General features: G+C 73.2%; 19 protein-coding genes and 1 pseudogene. 9 read left to right on the forward strand and 11 right to left on the reverse strand.

All coding sequences use genetic code 11. The annotated features are described in order from the left end of the window. The first annotated feature begins 171 nt into the window (after positions 1–171). The 3 genes from OG310_RS31655 to OG310_RS31665 all read left to right on the forward strand — a co-directional run bounded on the left by OG310_RS31655 (position 172) and on the right by OG310_RS31665 (position 3,990). Positions 172–1,140 carry an NADP-dependent oxidoreductase gene (locus OG310_RS31655; protein WP_329459263.1) on the forward strand — a complete coding sequence of 323 codons (969 nt, stop codon included), beginning with the start codon at positions 172–174 and terminating at the stop codon, positions 1,138–1,140. Between the two features lie 214 nt (positions 1,141–1,354). Beyond that, a complete protein-coding gene (locus tag OG310_RS31660; RefSeq protein WP_329459264.1) occupies positions 1,355–2,803 on the forward strand; it encodes an MFS transporter in 1,449 nt (482 codons plus the stop codon). Positions 2,804–2,916: 113 nt separating this feature from the next. Next, entirely contained in the window at positions 2,917–3,990 is a 1,074-nt protein-coding gene (locus tag OG310_RS31665) for a glutathione S-transferase family protein (RefSeq protein WP_329459265.1), read from the forward strand. A gap of 66 nt (positions 3,991–4,056) precedes the next feature. Here OG310_RS31665 and OG310_RS31670 read toward each other — a convergent pair whose 3' ends face one another. Next, positions 4,057–5,247 carry an MFS transporter gene (locus tag OG310_RS31670; RefSeq protein WP_329459266.1) on the reverse strand — a complete coding sequence of 397 codons (1,191 nt, stop codon included), beginning with the start codon at positions 5,245–5,247 and terminating at the stop codon, positions 4,057–4,059. A gap of 628 nt (positions 5,248–5,875) precedes the next feature. On the opposite strand from OG310_RS31670, the gene OG310_RS31675 reads away from it, so the two are divergent. Continuing rightward, complete coding sequence (locus tag OG310_RS31675) at positions 5,876–6,622, forward strand: chitinase (protein ID WP_329459267.1); 747 nt, start codon at positions 5,876–5,878, stop codon at positions 6,620–6,622. A 227-nt stretch (positions 6,623–6,849) separates the two neighbouring features. On the opposite strand, the gene OG310_RS31680 is transcribed toward OG310_RS31675, so the two are convergent. From OG310_RS31680 to OG310_RS31690, 3 genes are all read right to left on the reverse strand, one after another. Continuing rightward, entirely contained in the window at positions 6,850–7,719 is an 870-nt protein-coding gene (locus tag OG310_RS31680) for a YhjD/YihY/BrkB family envelope integrity protein (RefSeq protein ID WP_443078780.1), read from the reverse strand. Between the two features lie 542 nt (positions 7,720–8,261). After that, positions 8,262–10,055 (reverse strand): sulfatase, encoded by a 1,794-nt coding sequence (locus tag OG310_RS31685; protein WP_329459268.1) that lies wholly within the window; start codon positions 10,053–10,055, stop codon positions 8,262–8,264. A gap of 70 nt (positions 10,056–10,125) precedes the next feature. Beyond that, the gene (locus OG310_RS31690; protein WP_329459269.1) at positions 10,126–10,713 is read right to left on the reverse strand and encodes a PadR family transcriptional regulator; all 588 of its coding nucleotides are present in this window, start codon (positions 10,711–10,713) and stop codon (positions 10,126–10,128) included. A gap of 87 nt (positions 10,714–10,800) precedes the next feature. Here OG310_RS31690 and OG310_RS31695 point away from each other — a divergent pair, with 87 nt between their 5' ends. Beyond that, the gene (locus OG310_RS31695; protein WP_329459270.1) at positions 10,801–11,787 is read left to right on the forward strand and encodes a formylglycine-generating enzyme family protein; all 987 of its coding nucleotides are present in this window, start codon (positions 10,801–10,803) and stop codon (positions 11,785–11,787) included. A gap of 229 nt (positions 11,788–12,016) precedes the next feature. Here the strand turns inward: OG310_RS31695 and OG310_RS31700 are convergent, their stop codons facing one another. The 3 genes and pseudogenes from OG310_RS31700 to OG310_RS31710 all read right to left on the reverse strand — a co-directional run. Then, positions 12,017–12,373, reverse strand: a complete 357-nt coding sequence (locus OG310_RS31700; protein WP_329459271.1) for a PRC-barrel domain-containing protein — start codon at positions 12,371–12,373, stop codon at positions 12,017–12,019. A 191-nt stretch (positions 12,374–12,564) separates the two neighbouring features. Further along, positions 12,565–12,942 (reverse strand): VOC family protein, encoded by a 378-nt coding sequence (locus tag OG310_RS31705; RefSeq protein ID WP_329459272.1) that lies wholly within the window; start codon positions 12,940–12,942, stop codon positions 12,565–12,567. A gap of 198 nt (positions 12,943–13,140) precedes the next feature. Next, a pseudogene (locus OG310_RS31710) lies at positions 13,141–13,530 on the reverse strand (hypothetical protein); the annotation flags it as partial. Between the two features lie 212 nt (positions 13,531–13,742). Here OG310_RS31710 and OG310_RS31715 point away from each other — a divergent pair. Continuing rightward, positions 13,743–14,597, forward strand: coding sequence for an SRPBCC family protein (locus OG310_RS31715; protein WP_329459273.1), 855 nt, complete (start codon positions 13,743–13,745; stop codon positions 14,595–14,597). Between the two features lie 25 nt (positions 14,598–14,622). On the opposite strand, the gene OG310_RS31720 is transcribed toward OG310_RS31715, so the two are convergent. The 3 genes from OG310_RS31720 to OG310_RS31730 form a co-directional block, all read right to left on the reverse strand. Continuing rightward, positions 14,623–15,393 carry an MgtC/SapB family protein gene (locus OG310_RS31720; RefSeq protein ID WP_329459274.1) on the reverse strand — a complete coding sequence of 257 codons (771 nt, stop codon included), beginning with the start codon at positions 15,391–15,393 and terminating at the stop codon, positions 14,623–14,625. Between the two features lie 221 nt (positions 15,394–15,614). Continuing rightward, positions 15,615–16,070 (reverse strand): tellurite resistance TerB family protein, encoded by a 456-nt coding sequence (locus tag OG310_RS31725; RefSeq protein ID WP_329459275.1) that lies wholly within the window; start codon positions 16,068–16,070, stop codon positions 15,615–15,617. 191 nt (positions 16,071–16,261) lie between these two features. Continuing rightward, positions 16,262–17,134, reverse strand: a complete 873-nt coding sequence (locus tag OG310_RS31730; protein ID WP_329459276.1) for a UbiA family prenyltransferase — start codon at positions 17,132–17,134, stop codon at positions 16,262–16,264. A gap of 163 nt (positions 17,135–17,297) precedes the next feature. Here OG310_RS31730 and OG310_RS31735 point away from each other — a divergent pair, with 163 nt between their 5' ends. From OG310_RS31735 to OG310_RS31745, 3 genes are read left to right on the forward strand one after another with little or no spacing between them, the layout of a single operon-like run. Then, the gene (locus OG310_RS31735) at positions 17,298–18,350 is read left to right on the forward strand and encodes a type III polyketide synthase (RefSeq protein ID WP_329459277.1); all 1,053 of its coding nucleotides are present in this window, start codon (positions 17,298–17,300) and stop codon (positions 18,348–18,350) included. 49 nt (positions 18,351–18,399) lie between these two features. Continuing rightward, complete coding sequence (locus OG310_RS31740) at positions 18,400–18,924, forward strand: isoprenylcysteine carboxyl methyltransferase family protein (protein WP_329459278.1); 525 nt, start codon at positions 18,400–18,402, stop codon at positions 18,922–18,924. After that, the gene (locus OG310_RS31745) at positions 18,921–19,943 is read left to right on the forward strand and encodes an NAD(P)/FAD-dependent oxidoreductase (protein ID WP_329459279.1); all 1,023 of its coding nucleotides are present in this window, start codon (positions 18,921–18,923) and stop codon (positions 19,941–19,943) included. Before OG310_RS31740 ends, OG310_RS31745 begins: the two co-directional genes overlap by 4 nt. A gap of 34 nt (positions 19,944–19,977) precedes the next feature. Here the strand turns inward: OG310_RS31745 and OG310_RS31750 are convergent, their stop codons facing one another. Continuing rightward, positions 19,978–21,228, reverse strand: a complete 1,251-nt coding sequence (locus tag OG310_RS31750; RefSeq protein WP_329459280.1) for a DUF4032 domain-containing protein — start codon at positions 21,226–21,228, stop codon at positions 19,978–19,980. Positions 21,229–21,346 lie beyond the last annotated feature (118 nt).

Consider the following 21,346-nt stretch of genomic DNA (forward strand, 5'->3'; position numbering starts at 1 on the left):
AAAATTCCTACGATCGTCGCCGGTGCCCGGGAATCGGGCCAGGGCACCGCACCTGAGGGGCGGCCGGCGGCCCGGTGGTGCGCGACGCACCGGCGGGTGACGATGAGCGGGTACCGTACCGGCCCCCAGCGGCGCGGGCCGAGAACCGATCCCGACCCGGAGGCAGCCCCCATGGAGACCATGCGCGCGGTCCGCGCCCACGAGCGTGGCGGTCCCGAAAAGCTCCGCTACGAGACAGCGCCGCGGCCAGGACCCGGCCCGGGAGAGGTACTCCTCGCCGTCGCCGCGGCCTCCATCACCGCGGGCGAACTCGCCTGGCCCGCCAGCTGGACGGACAGCTTCGACGGCTCCGGGCGCGACCGGACCCCCGTCATCCCCTCGCACGAGGTCTCCGGCACCGTCGCCGCGCTCGGCGAGGGCGTCACGGAGCGGGCCGTCGGCGACGAGGTGTACGCGCTGATCCCCTTCACCCGCGACGGCGCCGCCGCCGACTACGTCACGCTGCCCGCGGACGTCGCCGCGACCAGACCGGCGGGGATTGGCCACACCGCGAGCGCCGCCGTACCGCTCGCCGGGCTCACCGCCCTCCAGGCCCTCGACGGACACGCCCGGCTGCGCGCCGGCGGGCACGTCCTCGTGCACGGCGCCGCGGGCGGGGTCGGCTCCTTCGCCGTGCAGATCGCCGTGGCCATGGGGGCGACCGTGACCGCGACGGCGTCCGGCAGCAGCGCCGACTTCGTCGCCGCGCTCGGCGCGGACCGCGTCCTGGACCACCGGACCACCCGCTTCGAGGACGAGGTCTCCGCCGTGGACGTCGTCCTCGACTGCGTGGGCGGCGAAACCCAGACCCGGTCCTGGCAGGTCCTGCGGCCCGGCGGGGTCCTCGTCAGCGTCGTCGCCCCGCCCGACGAACAGGAGGCGCGGCGCCACGGGGCACGCGGCGTCTTCTTCGTTGTCGAGCCCGACCGGCACGGCCTGGACCGGCTCACCGCGCTCATCGACGACGGGCGGCTCACCCCGCGCGTGGACCGGATCGTCCCGCTGTCCGGCACCCGGGCCGCGTACGAGGCGCTGGAACGCGAGCACCGCAAGGGGAAGATCGTCATCTCGGTCACCGAGGAGGACGCGCACACCGGCTAGCGCCCGGCCGAACGGCCCGGTGAGCCCGCCCGCCCGCGACCCGCCCGTCCGGCCCCGTCCCGCGAGTCGGGCGGGCCCGGACGGGTTCGGCGCGCCCGACCGCCACCCGAGCGTGCCCGGCCGGTTTCCGCTGGATAGGGTCCCCGCGAGGGCCCCGTCCCACGCGGCCCGCCCGCCCGGCACCCCCGGTGCGGGGACGAGGAGAGGACACGCTGTGGTGGAGCGTCAGCCCGCGACGGACGGCACCGACGTGGACGCGCCAGACCCGCGCCGCTGGCGCGCTCTCGCCGTCTGCCTGGTCGCCGGATTCATGACCCTGCTCGACGTGTCGATCGTCAATGTGGCGCTGCCGTCGATCCGTTCCGGACTGCACACGCCCGAGTCCGACCTGCAGTGGGTGCTGTCCGGGTACGCACTCGCCTTCGGCCTCTTCCTGATCCCGGCGGGCCGTCTCGGCGACGCGCGCGGACGGCGCGCGGTGTTCATCACCGGCCTCTCCCTGTTCACCCTCGCCTCCGCGGCCTGCGGTCTCGCCCAGACCAGCCTCTGGCTGGTGATCGCGCGGCTCGTGCAGGGCGTCTCCGGCGGCATGGTCTCGCCGCAGATCTCCGCGCTCATCCAGCAGATGTTCAAGGGCCGCGAACGCGGCAAGGCATTCGGCGCGTTCGGCACGGTCGTCGGCATCTCCACCGCCGTGGGCCCGCTCCTCGGCGGCCTGCTGATCCAGGCCGCGGGCCCCACCGAAGGCTGGCGCTGGGTGTTCTACGTCAACCTGCCCATCGGTGTGGTCTGCGTCCTGCTCGCCCGGATACTGCTCCCTGACACCCCCTCGGCGTCGCGGGTGCGGATGCGGGAACTCGACCCGCTCGGCGTGCTGCTGCTCGGGGCCGGCGTCTTCTGCCTGCTGCTGCCGTTCGTCGAGGCCCAGCAGTGGAAGGGCGGCGGGAAGTACCTGCTGGTGCTCGTCTCGGTGGTGATCCTCGCGCTGTTCGTGGCCTGGGAGGCCCGTTGCACCTCGCGCGGCACCCACCCCGTCGTCGAGCTCGCGCTCTTTCGTATCCGCTCGTTCTGGATGGGCAGTTCGCTCATCCTTCTCTACTTCGCGGGCTTCACCTCGATCTTCTTCATCAGCACGCTGTACCTCCAGAGCGGTCTGCACTACTCGGCGCTGCTCGCGGGTGTCGCCATCACGCCGTTCGCCCTGGGGTCGGGCTTCTCGGCGGGGATCGGCGGCCGGCTGGTCGGCCGGTTCGGCCGGCCGCTGGTCGCCATCGGGCTGGCCATGGTGGTCGTCGGGCTCGGCTTCACGGCGCTCGCCGTGCACCAGGTGAGCGGGCGGGGGGTCGGCTGGGCGATGGCGGCGCCGCTGCTGTTCGCCGGCCTCGGCAGCGGGCTCGTCATCGCACCCAACCAGACCCTGACCCTCTCGGAGGTGCCTGTCAGGACGGCCGGCAGTGCGGGCGGCACGCTCCAGACCGGCCAGCGGGTCGGTTCGGCGATCGGGATCGCGGCGGTCGGGTCCGTGTTCTTCGCACAGGTCGCGAGCGACGGCTGGCGCCAGGCGTACGACCACGGGCTGATCGTCTCCGTCGCCTTCGTGCTGGCCGGGCTGATCGTCGCCCTGATCGACGTGTTCACGGGGCACAGCTCGCGTACGAGCTGACGCCGGCCCCGCCCCGCCCGCCCCCGCCCGGTGCCGGGCTCCGGCGATCCCTTCGGCAGGGCTGCGTACCCCGGCCCGTGGTGGAAAGGTGGAGGGGGAGCACCGTCGGAGGGATGACTACCATGGCGACGCGCCCCACCACCACGACAGACACCGGCACTGACGGCGACGGCGGTACGCGCCCGGGCAACGCGGAGTACGGTCGCCGGCCCTTCAAGCGCTCGCGCAGCCACTTCGTCGACCGCGTCACGGCGGACGGCCGGGACGGCTGGCCCGTCGAGGCGGGCCGCTACCGCCTCGTCGTGAGCCGCGCCTGCCCCTGGGCGAGCCGCGCGCTGATCTCGCGGCGGGTGCTCGGCCTGGAGAGCGCGATCTCCCTCGCGGTCACCGACCCGATCCAGGACGACCGCAGCTGGCGCTTCACCCTCGACGCGGGCGGCCGTGACCCGGTACTCGGCATCCGCTACCTCGCCGAGGCGTACGACGCGCGCGAAAAGGACCATCCCGGCGGGGTGAGCGTGCCCGCGATCGTGGACGTACCCACGGGCAAGCTGGTGACCAACGACTTCAAGCAGATCACCCTGGACTTCGCCACCGAGTGGCGCGCCCTGCACAGGGAAGGCGCACCCGACCTCTACCCCGAGGCGCTGCGCGAGGAGATGGACGAGGTGATGGACGGCATCCACCGGGACGTCAACAGTGGCGTCTACCGGGCGGGTTTCGCCATCACGCAGGACGAATACGAGGACGCCTACCGCGCGGTCTTCGCCCGGCTGGCCACCGTCTCCCGGCGGCTGGCCGACCGCCGCTACCTGATGGGCGACACCCTCACCGAGGCCGACATCCGGCTGTTCACCACGCTGGTCCGCTTCGATGCGGTCTACCACGGCCACTTCAAGTGCAACCAGTACAAGATCGCCGAGGATCCGGTACTCCGGGGTTACGTGCGCGACCTCTACCAGACGCCCGGTTTCGGCGACACCGTCGACTTCGACCACATCAAACGGCACTACTACCTGGTGCACACCGGGGTGAACCCGAACGGCATCCTGCCGCTCGGGCCCGACCTCGCGGGCTGGCTCGCGCCGCACCACCGCGAGGAGCTGGGCGGCCGGCCGTTCGGCGACGGCACCCCGCCCGGTCCGGTACCGGCGGCCGAGGAGGTCCCGGCGGCGGGGCGCCCGTAGAGGGTCCGGCCCCCGGACCTGTCCGGCGGGGTCCCGCGGCGTGCCGCCGGGGCCGCGGCGGGACCGTCAGGCGGGCCGGGGCGGCCTGCGCAGGACGTACAGTCCCACGCACACGGCCAGCAGCATCACGCACGCGGAGAAGATGAGCCCCGCGTCCCGGAGCCCCGTCAGCAGGCTGATCGCGCCGACCCCCACCACCGGCAGCGAGATGCCCAGATAGGCGATCACGAAGAACGACGAGATCGTGGCCCCCCGATGCTCCGGCGGCGCCGCCGCGCTGAGGGCACCGATCGCCGCTCGGAACGAGAGCCCCTGGCCGAGGCCGCCGCACAGCGCGCCCGCCACCAGCAGCGGCAGCGACTCCCAGTAGAGCGCGCCCGCCACCAGCAGCAGGCCGGCCACCAGGACGAAGCTGCCGCCGGGCAGCGTGCGCCGGGCACCGATACGGTCCGTCAGCGACTGCCCGACGACGGACGCGAGGAACACCGAGAACACCACGGCGCCGGCCACCGCGAGGTCCCGCTCCTTCAGCGTCTGCGCGAGGAAGCTCGGCGCGACGGCCGTGAAGAGACCGAGCAGCGCGAACCCCGCGAACCCGGCGACCGCGGCGGGCGCGAACACGCCCCGCACCTCCGGCGGCACCCGCAGACCCTGGGGCCTGAGCCGGGGCCTGCGCCGCTGCGCCACCGTCTCGGGAAGGCCCCACAGCAGCAGGCACGCCACCACGATCAGGGCCAGGTCCACCAGGAACGGCAGACTCAGGGGTGAGGGCTCGAACTGCGCGAGCAGCCCCGCGATCAGCGGCCCGCAGCCGAGGCCGCCCATGTTCGCGGCGGTCGCGGCGAATCCGGCCCGCCGGGCCTTGTCCGGGGGAGCGACCTCCATGACGGTGACCGTGGCGGCGCCGCTGAACAGGCCCGCGGAGAAACCGGAGAGCAGGCGGCCCACCAGCAGCACCGCGAGTCCGCCCTCGAACAGGAAGCACAGGGCGCTCGCCGCCGACAGGGCGAGCGCACACAGCAGCACAGGCCTGCGGCCGGCCTCGTCGGAGAAGTTGCCCGCGAGCAGCAGCACCGCGATCACGCCCACCGCGTACACGGCGAAGACGATCGTCACCACGAACTCCGAGAAACCGAGTTCCTCGCGGTACAGCCCGTACAGGGGGGTGGGGAGTGTCGTACCCAGCATGCCGATGGCGAACACGAGGGCCGCCGCGGGATAGCCGAGCCGGGGACGCGTACGGGATGGATCACTCATCCCGCCACAGTACGAGGGGGCGCCGCCGCTGCCGCGGACCGGGCCCCGGGCTCACGGCCGCGTCATCGGCTGCTGCCTGACGCCCGCCCGGCGGACCGTCCGCCCCGGCGCCGTCCCGCGCGCCTGACGCGGTGCTGCCCGGCGGCCCGTCCGCCCTGTCGCCGCGCGTGGCGTGCCACGCGCGGGGGCGTCCCGGTCATCTCGGGCTGGTCGAGGTTGAGTTGCTCCGTCGCGGCCGGTGCCGGCTCCCGGCGCGCGTCCGGTCGGCCCGAACTCCACCGGCCGCCCGTGAACGTCCGACGAGGCCCGTACCGCCCCCTGGTCCCCTCGTCGTTGCGGCCGCCGCGGGGACACCTCCCCGGGCCTTTCGCTCCCGCACGCGCGGTCCGTACCCGAACGGATGGATGCCGTCTGCACTCTTGACGAGGACACGTCGGTGGGTATGGTCTAGTCCAAAGCCGGGGTCTTTGCGAACGCATCGAATCCACACCCCTCGCGCCCCCACCTGCGCGGGAGGTGTGACCCCGTTGTGCCCGGGGTCCCTCGCGGCTCCCACCCGCGTCTCCGGGCTCCCCCCACAGGATCCGGGCCGTCGTGGGGACGGTGGCCCGGGGAGGAGTGAACTCCCTTGCGTCGAAGCCTCATCGCCCTGTTCGCAGCCGCCGCATCCACGGCCGCGCTCTCCGCCCTCACCCTCGCCCCCGCACAGGCCGCCGCCCCGGGTACCTCCCCGGCCGCCGGCGCGCGGGCCGCCGCCTCCTTCGTGGTCAGCGAGTCCCAGTTCGACCAGATGTTCCCGAACAGGAACTCCTTCTACACGTACGGCGGACTGACCGACGCTCTCGCCGCGTACCCGGGCTTCGCCAACACCGGCACTGACACCGTCAAGAGGCAGGAGGCCGCGGCCTTCCTCGCGAACGTCGGCCACGAGACCGGCGGGCTGCAGTACGTCGTCGAGCAGAACACCGCCAACTACCCGCACTACTGCGACACCAGCCAGCCCTACGGCTGCCCCGCGGGCACGGACAAGTACTACGGGCGCGGCCCGCTGCAGCTGAGCTGGAACTTCAACTACAAGGCGGCGGGCGACGCGCTCGGCATCGACCTGCTCGACAACCCCGACCTGGTCCAGAACGACGCGTCCGTCTCCTGGAAGACGGGCCTGTGGTACTGGGACACCCAGAGCGGCCCCGGCACCATGACCCCGCACGACGCCATCGTCAACGGCAGCGGGTTCGGCGAGACCATCCGCTCCATCAACGGGTCCATCGAATGCAACGGAGGCAACCCCGCCGAGGTGCAGGACCGCGTCAACAACTACACGGACTTCGCCCAGATACTCGGCGTCGACCCGGGCGGCAACCTCAGCTGCTGACCGGCGAACGGCGAACGGCGAACGGCGAACGGCGTACGGCGACCGGCGTACGGCGTGCGGCGTCGCGGTGACTCACGGTGTCGCGGTGACCGGTCCTGCCGCGGGCCGGCGCGCCGGGCGCTCCGGTGCCCGGTGACGCACCTCGCCTGGCGGGCGCCACCGCCGCGCGGGTGCCGGCGGGCGCCACATCGGCACCGCGTCGGCACGTGCGGGCGGCCCGGGGCTCCTCAGCCTCCGGGCCGCCCGGGCCGTGTCGCGCCGCCGGGCTCCCGCAGCCGCTTCTGTGTCCGGTTCTCGTGGTAGAGCCGTCCCACCAGCGCTCCGCCGTAGACGACGAACCCCACGCCGACCAGCCAGGACTGGATCACCAGGACCGTGCCGAACGGGCCGTAGGTCACCGCGCTCGACGCGATCAGCGGCGAGAACACCAGCTGGGAGAAGATCCGCAGGCCCAGCATGCCGAGCGCCGTCGCGATGGCGCCGGGCAGCAGCGCGCCCCACCGCACCCGGCCCGCGAGCAGCACGCGCTGCGACCACCAGAGGAACAGGAACGCGGCGACCACGTCACCGATCGTGCCGAAGAGCTTCCAGGCCACCGAGTCCGATGTCACCGGTGTGTTGACGAAGATGATCAGGTAGACGACCAGGGCCGCCAGCCACACCACATGGCGCCACGCCGTGTGCCAGCGGGCCGTCGACAGGTCCCAGACCCGCTCGTACCCGGTCTGCACCGCGCCCCCGAAGCTCAGACCGAACACGGCGAGCGCCGCGAGGCCGAGGGCCGTGGTTCCCTGGAGCGCCTGCCTGGGCCGGCCGAACAGCTGCTGGATCTCCCGCTGCGGCCCCGCGGAGACGCCGATGCCCTGCCCCAGCCAGCGGGCGAAGCCGTGGCCGCTCGCCGGGTCGGCGGCCGCGACCAGGATCAGCAGGGGAACGAGGGTGAGGAAGCCGAGCGCCGCGAACCCCATGGCCCGGTGCATCAGTTCCATCTCGCGGCCCCGGATCCAGGCCAGCTCGACCGCGGAGCCCGCGATCCTGCGTCTGATGCGCAGGACCCGGCCCGGCCGGTCGGTCTCGCTGACATGCTTCCGGGTCATATCGCGTCGTTACCCCTCAGCTCGCTGTGGCTCGGCGGGTGTTCCCGAACGGCTGCTCGGACACGCACACGGCGTGGACCGGATCATATAGGCGGTTCGCCCGTAAACGACCGTCATCCCGGGGGTCGCACGCAGTCCGTAACCCGTTCACAACAGCCCGACTACCGGCTCTTTCTCCTGGAGGACCAGTCCCGCAAGATCACCTGCACGCGTGTCACCGTATGAAGCGGCACGGATGCGGGGCGGCCGGGAGACGCCGGGCCCCTGGCGGCCTCGGGTACCGCGGCGCCAAGCGGGCGGGGTGTCCCTCGGTGGAGCGGAAACGGGCCGGGGCCGAGGCGAAGGCGGGTGCTCGCACTCCGGCGCCGCGTCGGCATGACCTCGCCACGCCGTTCGCCGGCCCGGTGCAGCAGCGGCGCCCCCGCGCGGCCCGGCCGCGCTCACGACGGACGCGCCGCGCCGCCGGGGAGGCCGGCCGGGGCCCCGGGCAGGGCCGCGCCGCCGGGCGCGGCCCTGTGCCGTCCGCGCACCCCGCCGGTCGGCTACGCCTCGGCCGGGCCCGCGAGGTCCGCGAGTTCCTCGTCCAGCGCGCGCAGCGCCGTCGCCGAGACACCCGGCGTCGTCGCCGCCAGCTGGTACGGGGACCGGTCGGCGACACGCCGCGCGAACTCGGGGTTCGCCACGAGCGGCAGATGGCGCAGCACCGCCGCGCGCGCCCGCTCGTCCGTGAGCAGGTCGCCGAGCGGTGTCGTCACGTTGGGCGAGACGCGGGCGAACTCCTCGGCCGGGGGCATGGCCTGTGTCGACGCGAGCACCAGCGCGTACTGGCGGCGCGCCAGCAGATGCTCCTCGCACACCGGCCCCGTCACCGGCAGGCCGAGCCGCTCGAACTGGCTCTCCGGGGCGTCGGAAGCCCGCATCCGCTCCGTGAGCAGGGTCGCCATCCGCAGCTCCAGCTCGTCCGAGAGCAACGGACGCCGCTGCTCCGGATCGTTGTCCAGGTCGAACAGCAGCGTGCCGAACGCGTGCGGATTGCCCCAGGTGCTCCCCGGGATCCGCAGCACGGGCACGTTCTTGGTGAACGGCAGCGGCTTCACCAGCTCCGCGTCCCGGAGTTCCCCGGGCGCGAACCGGCTCGCCATGTGCGTCGGCATCAGTGTGTGCTCGTAGAGGGGGTCATTACTCTCCCGCAGCGGCGCCCGCATGTACACGTAGCGGCCGTCCGTCACGTTGACGTGGCTGCCGAACGCGCCGAACAGCCCCGCCTCCCGCACCGGCGCGTCCTCGGCGACCGTGTCCCCGAGCGAGGCGCCCTGCATCAGGCCGGGCGTGGGGACGCCGAAGTAGTCCAGCAGCGTCGGACCGAAGTCGATGGTCTGCACGAGGCTCGCGCGCCGCTCGCCCCGCACCGCGCTGCGCGGGTCCCAGATGAACAGCGGTGTGTGGATGTTCTCGTCGTACCAGGGCTGCACGTTCTTGCCCCACCAGCCGTGCTCGCCGAGGAGCAGGCCGTGGTCGGTGCAGACGATCAGCATCGTGTCGTCCCACAGCGCGTGTTCGTCCATCGCGTCGAGCACCCGGCCGAGCGACGCGTCGCACATCGTCAGCAGCGACGCGTACTCCGCGCGCATCCGGGCGACCTGCGGACCGCTCTCGGTGACCCGCCGGTAGGCGGGCCAGTCGGCCTGCACGGTGTCGTCGTCGGTGAGGTCGTGCACATAGTGCGAGCGGTGCTCGTCGTAGGTGAAGAACGGCTCGTGCGGGTCGAAGCACTCGATCTGGAGGAACCAGCGGTCGGCGGCGGCGTTCGTGCCGATGAACTCCAGACCGGCGTCGACCGTCAGTGTCTGCGGGTGGAGGTCCTCCGTCGCCATGTACTGCCGGTTGATCCAGTCCTGGCGGCGCCCCGCGTCCGACCGTCCGCCAAGGGCCGGCGGCAGCACCGGGTCGGCCACCTGCCCCTTCCACTTGTCGCCCTCCTGGCCGCGGAAGAACTCGTAGGAGTCGTAGCGGTTGTGGTACGTCGCGCCGCCGTCCTCCCAGTAGTGCTGGTGGTCGGTCACCAGGTGCGTGTGGACACCGGCGTGGGACAGGATCTCCGGCACCGAGTCGTCGTAGGGCTCCAGCGGGCCCCACGAGCGGTGCAGGAAGTTGTGCCTGCCGGTGTGGATCTCCCGCCGGGCCGGCATGCACGGCATGCTCCCCGCGTACGCGTTGTCGAACACGGCCGTGAGACGGCTCAGCCGCTCGAAGTGGGGCGCGTGTATGCCCTGGGCGCCGTAGGGCGGCAGGAAGCGCCGGTTGAGGGTGTCGAACATGACCATGATCGCGCGCACGCGGGGGGCTCCTTCAGGGGTGGGACGGTCCTCGTGGGCAGGGCCGGGCCGGGCCGGGCGGTCGCAGCGGTCAGGACGGCGCGGGCGGTGTGGTCACCCCGGCCGCGTCCAGCACGACCAGCATCTCCTTCAGCCAGGCGATCCAGGAGTCGATCTCGGCCATGCCCCGGATGTGGGTCAGCTCCTCCAGGAGCCGGGCCCTCGGGATGTCGACCTCGGGGACCGGCGAGAGGAACCGCGCTGCGCGATCGCGCCCCCGGTAGCGGGCCACCTGATCCTGGCGGGCGGCGAGTTCCGTGCAGATCAGCGAGCGCAGCCCGACGGGGTCGACGATCCCGCCGAAGTAGAACCGCGCGAGGAAGTCCGGGTCCTGCAGACGGGCCGGCGGCCGGTAGGGAGAGCGCGCCCAGGCCAGCAGTTCGGCGCGCCCCTCGTCGGTCATCGTGTAGACCTTCGCGTCCGGGCGCTTCTCCCGCGCGTCCACGGTGTGGGTGATCCAGCCGCTGTCCTCCATCCGGCCGAGCAGCCGGTAGATCTGGCTCTGGTCGGCGTTGGATCGGAAGAACTTGCCGCCATCCGACAGCCATTTCTTCAGGTCGTACCCGCTCCAGGGCCGTTGGGCGAACAGGCCCAGCAGGATGTGTTCGAACTTGATCACCACGCGGTCCCGTCTCCGGCCGGCCACGGGGCAGCTATAGGATTAGTCCCCTATTGGCCCGCGCCATTCTACGCAAGGAGGCGGAAGATGACAGCGCGCCCCTGCTGCGCCCCGCCCCGCGCCGGCGAGGAGAGACCACCGGGCGGCCAGGACCGGCAGCCGCACCTCCCACCCGCCGTGACACGCTCGCCCCGGACGCCCCCGCCCGTCGCCCGCGGCCAGCACCCCCTCGCCCAGGCGCGGATCCCGGCCGGCACGTTCCTGATGGGCGACGCCTTCGGGGAAGGCAGGGCGGCCGACGGCGAACTGCCCGTCCACCCCGTACGCCTCGGCGCCTTCAGCATCGACGCCGTACCGGTCACCAACGTGGCGTTCGCCGCCTTCGTCGCCGCGACCGGCCACACGACCGAGGCCGAACAGGCCGGGCACTCCGCCGTCTTCGCGCTCCACCTGCTCGCCGGACCGGCGGACGTCCTCGCCGTCTTTCCCGGGGCCCCCTGGTGGACCGACGTGCGGGGAGCCGACTGGCGCCACCCGTACGGGCCCTTCTCCACCCTCGATGACCGCGCCGACCACCCCGTCGTCCAGGTGAGCAGGACCGATGCCGAGGCCTACTGCGCCTGGGCAGGGCGGCGGCTGCCCACCGAGGCCGAGTGGGAGTACGCGGCGCGCGGCGGCGCCGAGTCCCTGCGGTACCCGTGGGGCGACGAACTCACGCCCGGCGGCGAGCACCGCTGCAACATCTGGCAGGGCACCTTCCCCGTGGAGAACACGGAGGAGGACGGCTGGAGCGCCACCTCGCCCGTGGGGACCTTCCCCGCGGGCGGTTTCGGGCTCCACGACACGGCGGGCAACGTCTGGGAGTGGTGCGCCGACTGGTTCGACCCCGGCTACTACGCGCGCTCACCGGTCCACGACCCACGCGGCCCGCGCACCGGCTCCGTCGCGGTCATCCGCGGCGGCTCGTACCTGTGCCACGACTCGTACTGCGACCGCTACCGGACGGCGGCGCGCAGCGGGAACACCCCGCACTCGTCCGCCGCCAACTGCGGCTTCCGCACCGTCGCCGCCTGAGCGGGAGGCCGGCGGCCCCGCCCCTGCCCGCGAACGGCGACGGGGCGGTCCTGTCCTCGAACGGCGGCCGGCTGTCCTGTCCGGTGCCTGAACAGGGGCGAGGCTGTCCGGACCGCGAACGGCGGCGGGGCTCTCCTGTCCGGTCCTCGAACGGCGGCGGGGTGGTCCGGTGCAAGAGCGGCGGGGCGGTCCTGGCACCCGCGCCCGGACCGCCCCGCCCCCGCCCTGCCTAGCGCCGCCCGAGCCGCCGCTCTCCACCCGCGCCGGTCTGGTACGGCATGCCGTAGTGCGCGAAGATCTTCGGCTCCTCCTCGGCCGGAAGCTCGCCGTCCACATCGATGGAGGGGGCCTCCTTGGCGAGCTTGCGATCCACCGTGACCTTCAGGTAGTCCGGACCCACGGTGGCGTTGACCAGCGGTACGAACACCAGCCGACGCTTCGTCGGCATGCCCACCGTCACCGTCGCGAACGACGGAAGGTCGGAGGCCGTGTCCACGTAGATGGCCTCCAGCGATCCGATCTTCTTCTTGCCGACGTCCACCACGTCATGGTCGCGCCACTCCCGGATGTCCTCTGGTTCGAACATCGTCCACTCGCCTCTCTGACCCGGTCTGCCTGCGTGGCATCAGTCTGGCGTCTACCCGGTGCGGACGCCTGATCACGGACACGGCGTGACCACCTGTACGGAGCAACGCGAACAGGGGCTGCGTGTCCGGCGGCGGGCCGGGTTCCTGCCTGCCGTCCGGCCGCGGGGAGGACCTGCGGCCCCCGGGCCCTTCAGGCCGGCCGGTCCTGGAGTACGGACAGCACATTGCCCGCCGGGTCGGTGAACCACGCGATGTACGGCCCGGCCTCGCGCATCACGCCCCGCTCGTCGGCCGGCATGCCCGGATAGCGCTCCATGCGCACACCCCTGCGCACCAGTTCGTCCACCGCCGCGTCGATGTCGTCGACCGGGAAGTTCAACACGGTGAAGGACGCGGGCGTGTGGCTCTCCTTCGGATAGACGATGACGTGCGTGCCGCCCACCAGCTCCAGGCTGAGCAGCCCGTTCTCCTCCGCCACGTCGAGCCCCAGGGTGTCCTCGTAGAAGCGCCGGGCCGCCTCGATGTCGTCCACCGCGAAGCCGCTGAACGCCTGGGATCCGCCGAGCATCACATGCCCCTCTCGTCGTCGGGCTGTCGAGGGGGGACCGTATCGGGCCCGCGAACTCATCGCTCCCGCCGCGCCGTGTACAGGCGCCCCTCACGCACCCACGCGGCGTAACCAGACCGTCTCGCCGAACGGTTCCGGCACGCTGCCCGCGAGCACGGGGAAGCGTTCCTCCGCGCGCGGCACGGCCGACACCAGCGGCACCGGTGCCGCTCGCTCCATCCGCAGCGCGTCCACGGACTCCGCGAGCAGCTCGTACTCCGTGGTGTCATCGCGTGTCGCCACCCGGATCAGCCGTCCGTGCGCCAGGTGCTCGGCGATCATCTCCTGGTGGTCGGTGTCGTCGCGCCAGGCCCGCAGGGTGCCCGGTACGTCCGGCACGTCGGCGCCGACCGGCGCGAGCGCGTGGGCGGGGATGCCGCCGCCGTCCGGCACCGGGTCGAGGCGCTCGGCGATCCAGGTCGCGCGGTCGCGCAGCCACCACAGGGCGAGGGCCAGGGTGGGCGCCCGGTAGGTGCCGAGCGGGACACCGACGCGCTGTCCGCCGCACACGCCGTAGGCGGTGACATGGCACAGGAATTCGTCATGCACGGCCGCTCTCCTTGCGCCGTCCGTCGGGGGTCGGTTGGCCGTGGGGCGATGTCCGGGAGAGCAGAGACGAAGTCGATCGCCCCACCGTGCGGCCACGCCATTATGCGAGCGGTGCTGACGCGCTGTCACTACCTGATTCCGGCCAGTTTCCACGCGGCTCCGGCACCGTCGACTGGCTGAAAGCGCGGCCGAGCCTGGCAGGATGAGCGGCCATGAACGCACACCGCAGCGCGGACGCCCTCACGGTCGCCGACGGCCGCAACGTCCTGACCATGGTCCGCGGGTTCCCGCAGCCGCCGAGCGCGGTGTGGGCGGCGCTCACCGAACCGGCCGCCCTGTCTCAATGGTTTCCCTTCCAGGTCGACCTGGATCCGCGCCCCGGTGGCACGATCGCGTTCGCGGCCCCCGTCAGCGAGGTCCCCCTGACCACCGGGACCGTCACCGAGGTGCGGGCCCCGCTCGTCTTCGCGTTCAACTGGGGCGCCGACCACCTGTCCTGGGCGGTCACGGCGGACGGTGAGGGATCACGGCTGACACTGGCGCACACCTTCGACGACCGGGCGGGCGCGCCCAGCTTCGCCGCCGGCTGGGATCTGTGCATGGCCGCGCTCGGCCGGCTGCTCGACGGGGCGCCGGTGGAGCAGCGCCGCGACGAGGGCCAGAGCCACGACGCGTACGTCCATCTCTTCGGACTGGACCGTGGCACCGTCACGGCGGTGGGCGACACCCGTACCGTGCGCTTCGAACGGCAGCTCGTCGGCGCGGCCGAGCGGGTCTGGGAGGTGCTGGCGGACGGCATCGAGCCCGTGCCCGGTCTGCCGGTGCCGGTCGGTTTCACCGACCGGGACGTGACCGCGGGACATGTCACCGAGGTGCGTCCGCCGCACTTCCTCAGCTACGAGTGGACCGACGGCGGCACGGTCGGCTGGGAACTGAATGAGGGCACCGGCTACGGCGCCCGGCTCGTGCTCACCCAGACGGGCCCGAAGACCTTTGACACACAGGCGGCGCTCGCCGCGTGGCGCGCCAGGATCGAGGATCTGGCGGGCCGCCTGCGAACGCGCTGACCGGGCCGGGCGGCCCGACGCGCTCTCAGATGCCCGCGTCCTCCTCGCCCCGCAGCGACGACACGCTCAGCAGCTCCTCGAACTCCGAGAGCTCCGCCACCAGGCCGGCCACGCTGCCGCTGCCCTCGACGTCGACGTAGACGAGCGCGGTGCCCGCTTCGCCGGTTCTGGGGAGCGCGCCTTCCTCGTCCGGCGGTGGCGCCGCACGGTCCACCCGTACCTGCACGACCTGGAACCCCCGCGCGGCGGTGAACTCCAGAACCCGCGTCAGCACGCCCGTGCCGATCCGGTACGCCAGATGGAGCCGGGACACCTCGGGCGTCGAAAGGGCGGGGATGCGCCGGGTCGCCCACGGATAGCCCTGGACGACCAGGTAGTGCACGCCCGTCACCCCGATGGCCAGCAGCGGCAGTCCGCCGCCGCACGCCATGCCCACGGCACAGGTCACCCATACCGTGGCGGCCGTCGTCAGGCCGCGCACCGCGTCGCGCCGTACGAAGATCAGGCCGCCGCCGATGAAGCCGATGCCCGAGATGATCTGGGCCGCCACACGCGACGGGTCGAAGGACACGTTCTGCAGGCCGAGCACCGCGTTGAAGCCGTGCTGCGAAACCTCCATGAACAGCGCGCTGCCGACGCCGACCAGGGTGTGCGTCCGCAGACCCGCGCTCTTCTGCTGACGGGCGCGCTCGGCCCCGATCAGCGTCGACAGGAGCAGAGCCAGCCCCAGCTCGGCGAACTGACGGCCACCTTGTCCGGCTGCCGGATCGAACAGGGGAACAGCCAAGGCTTGCAACGAAGAACCTCCCTCACCCGACGCCCTTCGACGGGACGGACAACGGGTACGAGGGTATGACAGACCCGGAACGTCCGGCTTCGCGCCACCGTCGAGCGGGCGGACCGGACATTCCTCGCGGGACGACGGCCCCGCGTGTCAGGGCGCGCCGCGCCCCGGCCGCACCGTCCGGCGGACGGCCCGGCCGGGGTCCGCCGCGGCGCCCGGCCGCGGCGCGGGGATCAGAGGTCGAACTCGTGCGGCGGCAGGCCCAGCGCGTAGCACGCCTCGCGGACCACGCCCTGCTCCGACTTGTCGAAGTCGCCGTCCGCACCGCCGATGACGATGCCGATCTGGATCACCGCGCGGGCCTCGGCCGGCTTCTTCTTCGCCTTCGCGATCTCCTGGAGCACCCCGACCTTGCCGAAGGCGAAGTCCGCCTGGAGCTTGCCGACGTTCTCGTCGAAGCGGCGCTGGAGGTCGGCCGCGGGGAAGTTCTGGAGCACGTCGTTGGCCGTGATCAGCGAGGCGACCCGCTGGCGCTCGGAGGGGTCGACGGAGCCGTCCGCCGCGGCCACCAGCGCGCACATTGCCATGCTCGCGTCACGGAACGCCCCGCTCTTGAGGTCGTTCTTCTTCGCCGTCAGCTGCGTCTGCATCGTCGCGGCGGATTCCTTGAAACGGTCCCAGAGGGCCATGCCGTCATCTCTCCTCGTAGATCAGGTCGAGCACTGGTGACAACGGCCGAGCGATGCGGAAGGTGCCCGATGTGACCTGGTGACTTGCGCCGTTCGGGTGCCGGCCCCGTCCCGTCCACCCCCTGCCCTCCTTCGATCCCTCGCCACCGTCACGGCACGCTCACGCCAACGGCCAGTGGCCGCGACCGCCGTCAGGACGCCGCACCCTGCCACAGCAGCAGCACCACATCCACCCCCGCCACCAGGATCGCCGTGAGGAACGGCACCCGGGGCCGCCGCCGCCCCACCACCGAACCGGCCACCGCCGCCGCGAGGGCCACTCCGACAACTACACCGCCCGCACCGCCCGCCGCCCCCGGCCGGCCGGCCGCCAGCAGCACCGTCGCCGCCACCAGCGGTACCGGAAGCAGCAGCCGTACGGCGCCGGGTCCCAGGCGCTGGGGCCCGCCCCGCACCCCGGCGGCGAGGTCGTCACCGATGTCCGGCAGTACATTGCCCAGGTGGGCGCCCACACCCAGCAGCGCTGCCGCCACAACCACCTGCCACGCGGGCGCCGGTCCGCCGGGCAGCCCCAGCGCGACGAAGGCGGGCAGCGAGCCGAAGCCGACCGCGTACGGCAGCGCGGAGAACACTGTCGCCTTCAGCCCCAGGTTGTACGCCCACGCGCCCGCCACCCCCGCCAGATGCACGGCCCCCGCGAGCGGGCCGTACAGCAGCGACAGCGGGACGCACAGCCCGAACGCGACGAGCGCCGCCGTCAGCACCCCCGACGCGGACACCGCGCCCCCCGCGACCGGCTTGTCGTGGCGGCCCGCCGCCACGTCACGCGCCGCGTCGACGGCGTCGTTGCTCCAGCCGATCGACAACTGCCCCGCGAGCACCGCCAGCGTGGCGAGTACGCAGCCGCCGGCCCGCACGCCCGACGCCACCGTCAGTCCCGCGACGAGGACGGTCACCGCGGCGGTCGGCCCCGGATGGCAGGAAGCAAGCAGTGCGAGGGCCCCGGAGCGGGGCCGCGGGGCGTCCGGATGCGCGGCCCGTGCCGGCTGTTCGACGGCGTCCATCCGGCCATCGTAGGCACGGGCGGTCCGCAGGGCGCCGCATGTCACGCCGCGGCGGGGGAAGAGGGAACGTCATACTTCCGTCAGGGGCCGAACCGGCGATCTGGCGTGTGACAGCACGCAGTACGGGCAGTGATGTTCCGTTCCCCACCTGATCGGACTCCAGATGACACGTATCGCAGCCGTCCACGGAGTGCTCCCTCCGTACCGGTACAGCCAGCGCGAGATCACCGAGATGGTGGCGCGGACGTGCCTGCCCGACGGCGCCGACCGCCGCCTCCTCGACCGGCTGCACGCCGGGGCCGGGGTCGCGGGCCGGGCGATGGCGATGCCACTCGAACGCTACCCGGACCTGGGCGACTTCGGTCACGCCAACGACGTGTTCATCGAGACGGCGGTGCCGCTCGGGGCCGAGGCGGTGACCGGCGCCCTGGACGCGGCCGGCCTGTCGCCGCGCGACGTCGACCTGCTGATGTTCACCTCCGTGACCGGCATCGCCGCGCCGTCCGTGGACGCCCGGCTGGTCGCCCGGCTCGGCCTGCGGCCCGACGTGAAACGGATCCCGGTGTTCGGACTCGGCTGCGTGGCGGGCGCCGCCGGCCTCGCCCGGCTGCACGACCACCTGCTCGGCCGGCCGGACGACGTGGCGGTGCTCCTCTCCGTGGAGCTGTGCAGCCTCACCTTCCAGCCGAACGACGCCTCCCCGGCGAACCTCGTCGCGTCCGGTCTGTTCGGCGACGGCGCCGCCGCGCTCGTCGCCTGCGGCGCGCGCCGCGCCGCGAGCGGGCCGGCCGTCATCGACACCCGCAGCCGGATGTACCCGGACACCGAGGACGTGATGGGCTGGGACATCACGTCCTCCGGTTTCCGCGTGGTGCTGGACGCGTGCGTGCCCGACCTCGTCCGCAAGAACCTCGCCGCCGACGTGGACCAGTTCCTCGCCGATCACGGACTGGCGCGCGAGGACATCACCGCCTGGGTGTGCCATCCCGGCGGGCCGAAGGTGCTGCAGGCGGTGGAGGAGTCGCTGGACCTGCCCGACGGGGCCCTCGACATGACGTGGCGTTCGCTCGAATCGGTGGGCAACCTCTCGTCCTCCTCCGTCCTGCACGTCCTGCGTGACACATTGTCCGAACGGCCACCGCCGGCCGGCAGCGCCGGACTGCTCCTCGCGATGGGCCCGGGCTTCTGCGCCGAACTCGTCCTGCTGCGCTGGTGAGAGCCCCGGGTCCGCGGGGGGAACGGACGAAGGAGATCGGGGAGCGACTGTGATCTGGTACACCGTGCTGGTCCTTGCCGTGGGCGCGGAGCGCCTCGCCGAACTGGCCGTCGCCAAGAGGAACACGCGCTGGAGCCTTGAGCGCGGCGCCGTCGAGCACGGCCGGGGCCACTACCCGCCGATGGTCGTGCTGCACACGGGCCTGCTGCTCGGCTGCCTCGCCGAAGTATGGTTCGGGCCACGGCCGTTCGTTGCCGCCCTCGGCTGGCCGATGCTTGCCGTCGCTGTGCTCGCGCAGGGGCTGCGCTGGTGGTGCATCACCACACTCGGGCCGCGCTGGAACACCAAGGTGCTCGTCGTACCGGGCCTGCCGCTGGTCGCCGGGGGGCCCTACCGGCTGCGGTGGCTGCGCCACCCCAACTACGTCGCGGTGGTGGCGGAGGGCGTCGCGCTGCCGCTCGTGCACACCGCGTGGCTGACCGCCCTGGTGTTCACCGTGCTCAACGCCTGGCTGCTGACGGTGCGGATACGGTGCGAGAACAAGGCCCTCACCCTCGCGGGCGCGCCGGCGTGATCGACGTGCTGGTCGCCGGCGGCGGGCCGGCCGGCCTCGCCGCGGCGCTGCACGCCACCGCCGCGGGCTTCGAGACAGTGGTGCTCGAACCCCGCACGGGCCCCGTCGACAAGGCGTGCGGCGAGGGCGTGATGCCCAGCGGCGTCGGGGCGCTGGCCGCGCTCGGTGTCGGCCCCACGCCGGGCCGGCCGCTGCGCGGCATTCGCTACCTGCGCGAACACCACCACGCCGAGGCGCTGTTCGACCCCGGGCCGGGCCGGGGCATCCGCCGCACGGACCTGCACGCGGCACTGCTGCGGCGGGCCGCGGCTGCGGGCATCGAACCGGTCGTCGGCCGGGTGACGGACGTCGAGCAGGACCCGGAGGGGGTGACGGCGGGCGGATTCCGCGCCCGCTGGCTGATCGCGGCGGACGGCCTGCACTCCCCGGTGCGCCGCGCCCTGGGCCTCGACCTGCCCCCCGGCCCGCGCACCGCGCGCCGCTTCGGGCAGCGCCGCCACTACCGCACGGCCCCCTGGTCGGACTTCGTGGAGGTGTACTGGTCGCCGGCGGGCGAGGCGTACGTCACCCCGGTCGCGGACGACCTGGTGGGGGTGGCCGTTCTCAGCTCGCGCCGGCAGGGCTACGACGACCACCTGGCGGGCTTCCCCGCGCTGCGCGCCCGACTCGGCGGCGAACCCGCGACGGCGGTGCGCGGCGCGGGCCCCCTGCGGCAGGGTGCCCGTACCCGTGTCGCGGGCCGGGTGCTGCTGGTGGGCGACGCGGCGGGTTACGTGGACGCGCTGACCGGCGAGGGCATCGCCCTCGGCCTCGCGTCGGCGCGCGCGGCCGTCGCATGCCTGGCCGCCGGACGGCCGGAGGCGTACGAGCGGCACTGGCGTGCCCTGACGCGCCGCCACCGGCTCCTTACCACGGCGCTGGTCGGGGTGGCGGGCAGCCCGGCGGCGGCCCGCCTGCTGGTGCCCACGGCCGCGGCGCTGCCCGGCGTGTTCACCGCGGCGGTACGGGCACTGCAGTAGCCCGTGGCCGGCCCGCGCACCGACCGGCAGCGGGTCAGCCCTCCTGCTCCGGGTCGAGGTGCTGGACCGTCGTCGCCGCCAGGTTCTGCGGCAGCACGTTCGCCACGTAGTCCTTCACCGTGGCCTCAAGACCGACGTCGTGCCCCGCCTCTTCGGAGAGGTACCAGCGGTGTTCCACCACCTCGTGGTAGATCTGCGCGATGTCGCTCTCGCCGCGCAGCGTGGGCGGTACGGCCCGGACCGTCGGCCGGAACACGTCCCGTACCCAGCGGTGCGCGAGGACCTCGGGACGGGCGCCGAGCGGGTCGCCCGGCGCGTAGTCGTCCTGCGTGGCCATCCACGACTCCAGGTCGCCGAGCAGCCGGCGTGCCTGGTTCTCCTCCGCGTCGAGCCCCGTCAGCCGCAGCAACTGGCGCTGGTGGTGGCCCGCGTCGACCACCTTCGGCAGGAAGCGGACGGTGTCACCCTGGGGTGAGCTCTCGATCCGCATCTCGGCCACGTCGAAGCCGAGGTCGTTGAGCCTGCGCACCCGCCGGTCGATGTAGTGGCGCTTGTCGAGGGGGTAGACGGACTCGCGGGTCAGCTCGTGCCACAGCTCCTCGTAGCGCTCCACGATCGCCGCGCCGAACGGCACCGGGTCGATGGACGGGTGCAGCGCCCCGGACGCCTCCAGGTCCATCAGCTCCCCGGCGATGTTCATCCGCGCCAGCTCGATGTCGTACTCCCGCTGCCCCTGGCTGAGGGCGGGGTGCATTTCACCGGTCTCCGCGTCCACCAGGTACGCGGCGAACGCGCCCGCGTCGCGGCGGAACAGCGCGTTCGACAGCGAGCAGTCCCCCCAGGCGAACCCCGCCAGATGCAGGCGTACGAGCAGCACGGCGAGCGCGTCCATCAGCCGCTTCACGGTGCTCGGCCGCATCGTCGACTCGAACATCGAGCGGTAGGGGAGGGAGCCCTTGAGATGGCGGGTGACGAGGGCAGACTCGATCTCCTCGCCGTCCGCCGCGACCCGGCCCGTGACGACGGCGAGGGCCTCGACGGCCGGGATGCCCAGCCGGTGCAGACCGCGCAGCAGCTCGAACTCCCGCACGGCGGCGCGTTCGGTGATCTCCTTGACCGCCACCACCTCGGGGCCTGCCGAGGCGAACCGCACGACGTGCCGCGAGATGCCGCGGGGCAGTGGCACCAGGCACGCCTCGGGCCACTCCTCAAGCACGGTCTCCCAGGGCAGGTCGAGCAGTTGGGCCGGATGCTCCGGATTGGTCGCGCTGATCTGCAGCGCCATGGCGCCTCCCGCGGTCGGCTGGGCAGGGTCGGGTGGGTCCGGGGACGCCGCTGTCCCGCCCCCAGTGTGCCGGGTGGGCGCGGCACGCCGGCGACCGCGGGCCCCGTACGGCCCGCCC

The sequence above is a fragment of the Streptomyces sp. NBC_01497 genome, from assembly GCF_036250695.1.
Classification (GTDB): Bacteria; Actinomycetota; Actinomycetes; order Streptomycetales; family Streptomycetaceae; genus Streptomyces.

What these genes read in the sequence shown, in the direction of transcription:
- OG310_RS31655 (WP_329459263.1), top strand. Translation starts at nt 172, where the DNA reads ATGGAGACCATGCGCGCGGTCCGCGCCCACGAGCGTGGCGGTCCCGAA.
- OG310_RS31665 (WP_329459265.1), top strand. Translation starts at nt 2,917, where the DNA reads ATGACTACCATGGCGACGCGCCCCACCACCACGACAGACACCGGCACT.
- OG310_RS31670 (WP_329459266.1), bottom strand. Translation starts at nt 5,247, where the DNA reads ATGAGTGATCCATCCCGTACGCGTCCCCGGCTCGGCTATCCCGCGGCG.
- OG310_RS31680 (WP_443078780.1), bottom strand. Translation starts at nt 7,719, where the DNA reads ATGACCCGGAAGCATGTCAGCGAGACCGACCGGCCGGGCCGGGTCCTG.
- OG310_RS31695 (WP_329459270.1), top strand. Translation starts at nt 10,801, where the DNA reads ATGACAGCGCGCCCCTGCTGCGCCCCGCCCCGCGCCGGCGAGGAGAGA.
- OG310_RS31700 (WP_329459271.1), bottom strand. Translation starts at nt 12,373, where the DNA reads ATGTTCGAACCAGAGGACATCCGGGAGTGGCGCGACCATGACGTGGTG.
- OG310_RS31705 (WP_329459272.1), bottom strand. Translation starts at nt 12,942, where the DNA reads ATGCTCGGCGGATCCCAGGCGTTCAGCGGCTTCGCGGTGGACGACATC.
- OG310_RS31715 (WP_329459273.1), top strand. Translation starts at nt 13,743, where the DNA reads ATGAACGCACACCGCAGCGCGGACGCCCTCACGGTCGCCGACGGCCGC.
- OG310_RS31725 (WP_329459275.1), bottom strand. Translation starts at nt 16,070, where the DNA reads ATGGCCCTCTGGGACCGTTTCAAGGAATCCGCCGCGACGATGCAGACG.
- OG310_RS31730 (WP_329459276.1), bottom strand. Translation starts at nt 17,134, where the DNA reads ATGGACGCCGTCGAACAGCCGGCACGGGCCGCGCATCCGGACGCCCCG.
- OG310_RS31735 (WP_329459277.1), top strand. Translation starts at nt 17,298, where the DNA reads ATGACACGTATCGCAGCCGTCCACGGAGTGCTCCCTCCGTACCGGTAC.
- OG310_RS31750 (WP_329459280.1), bottom strand. Translation starts at nt 21,228, where the DNA reads ATGGCGCTGCAGATCAGCGCGACCAATCCGGAGCATCCGGCCCAACTG.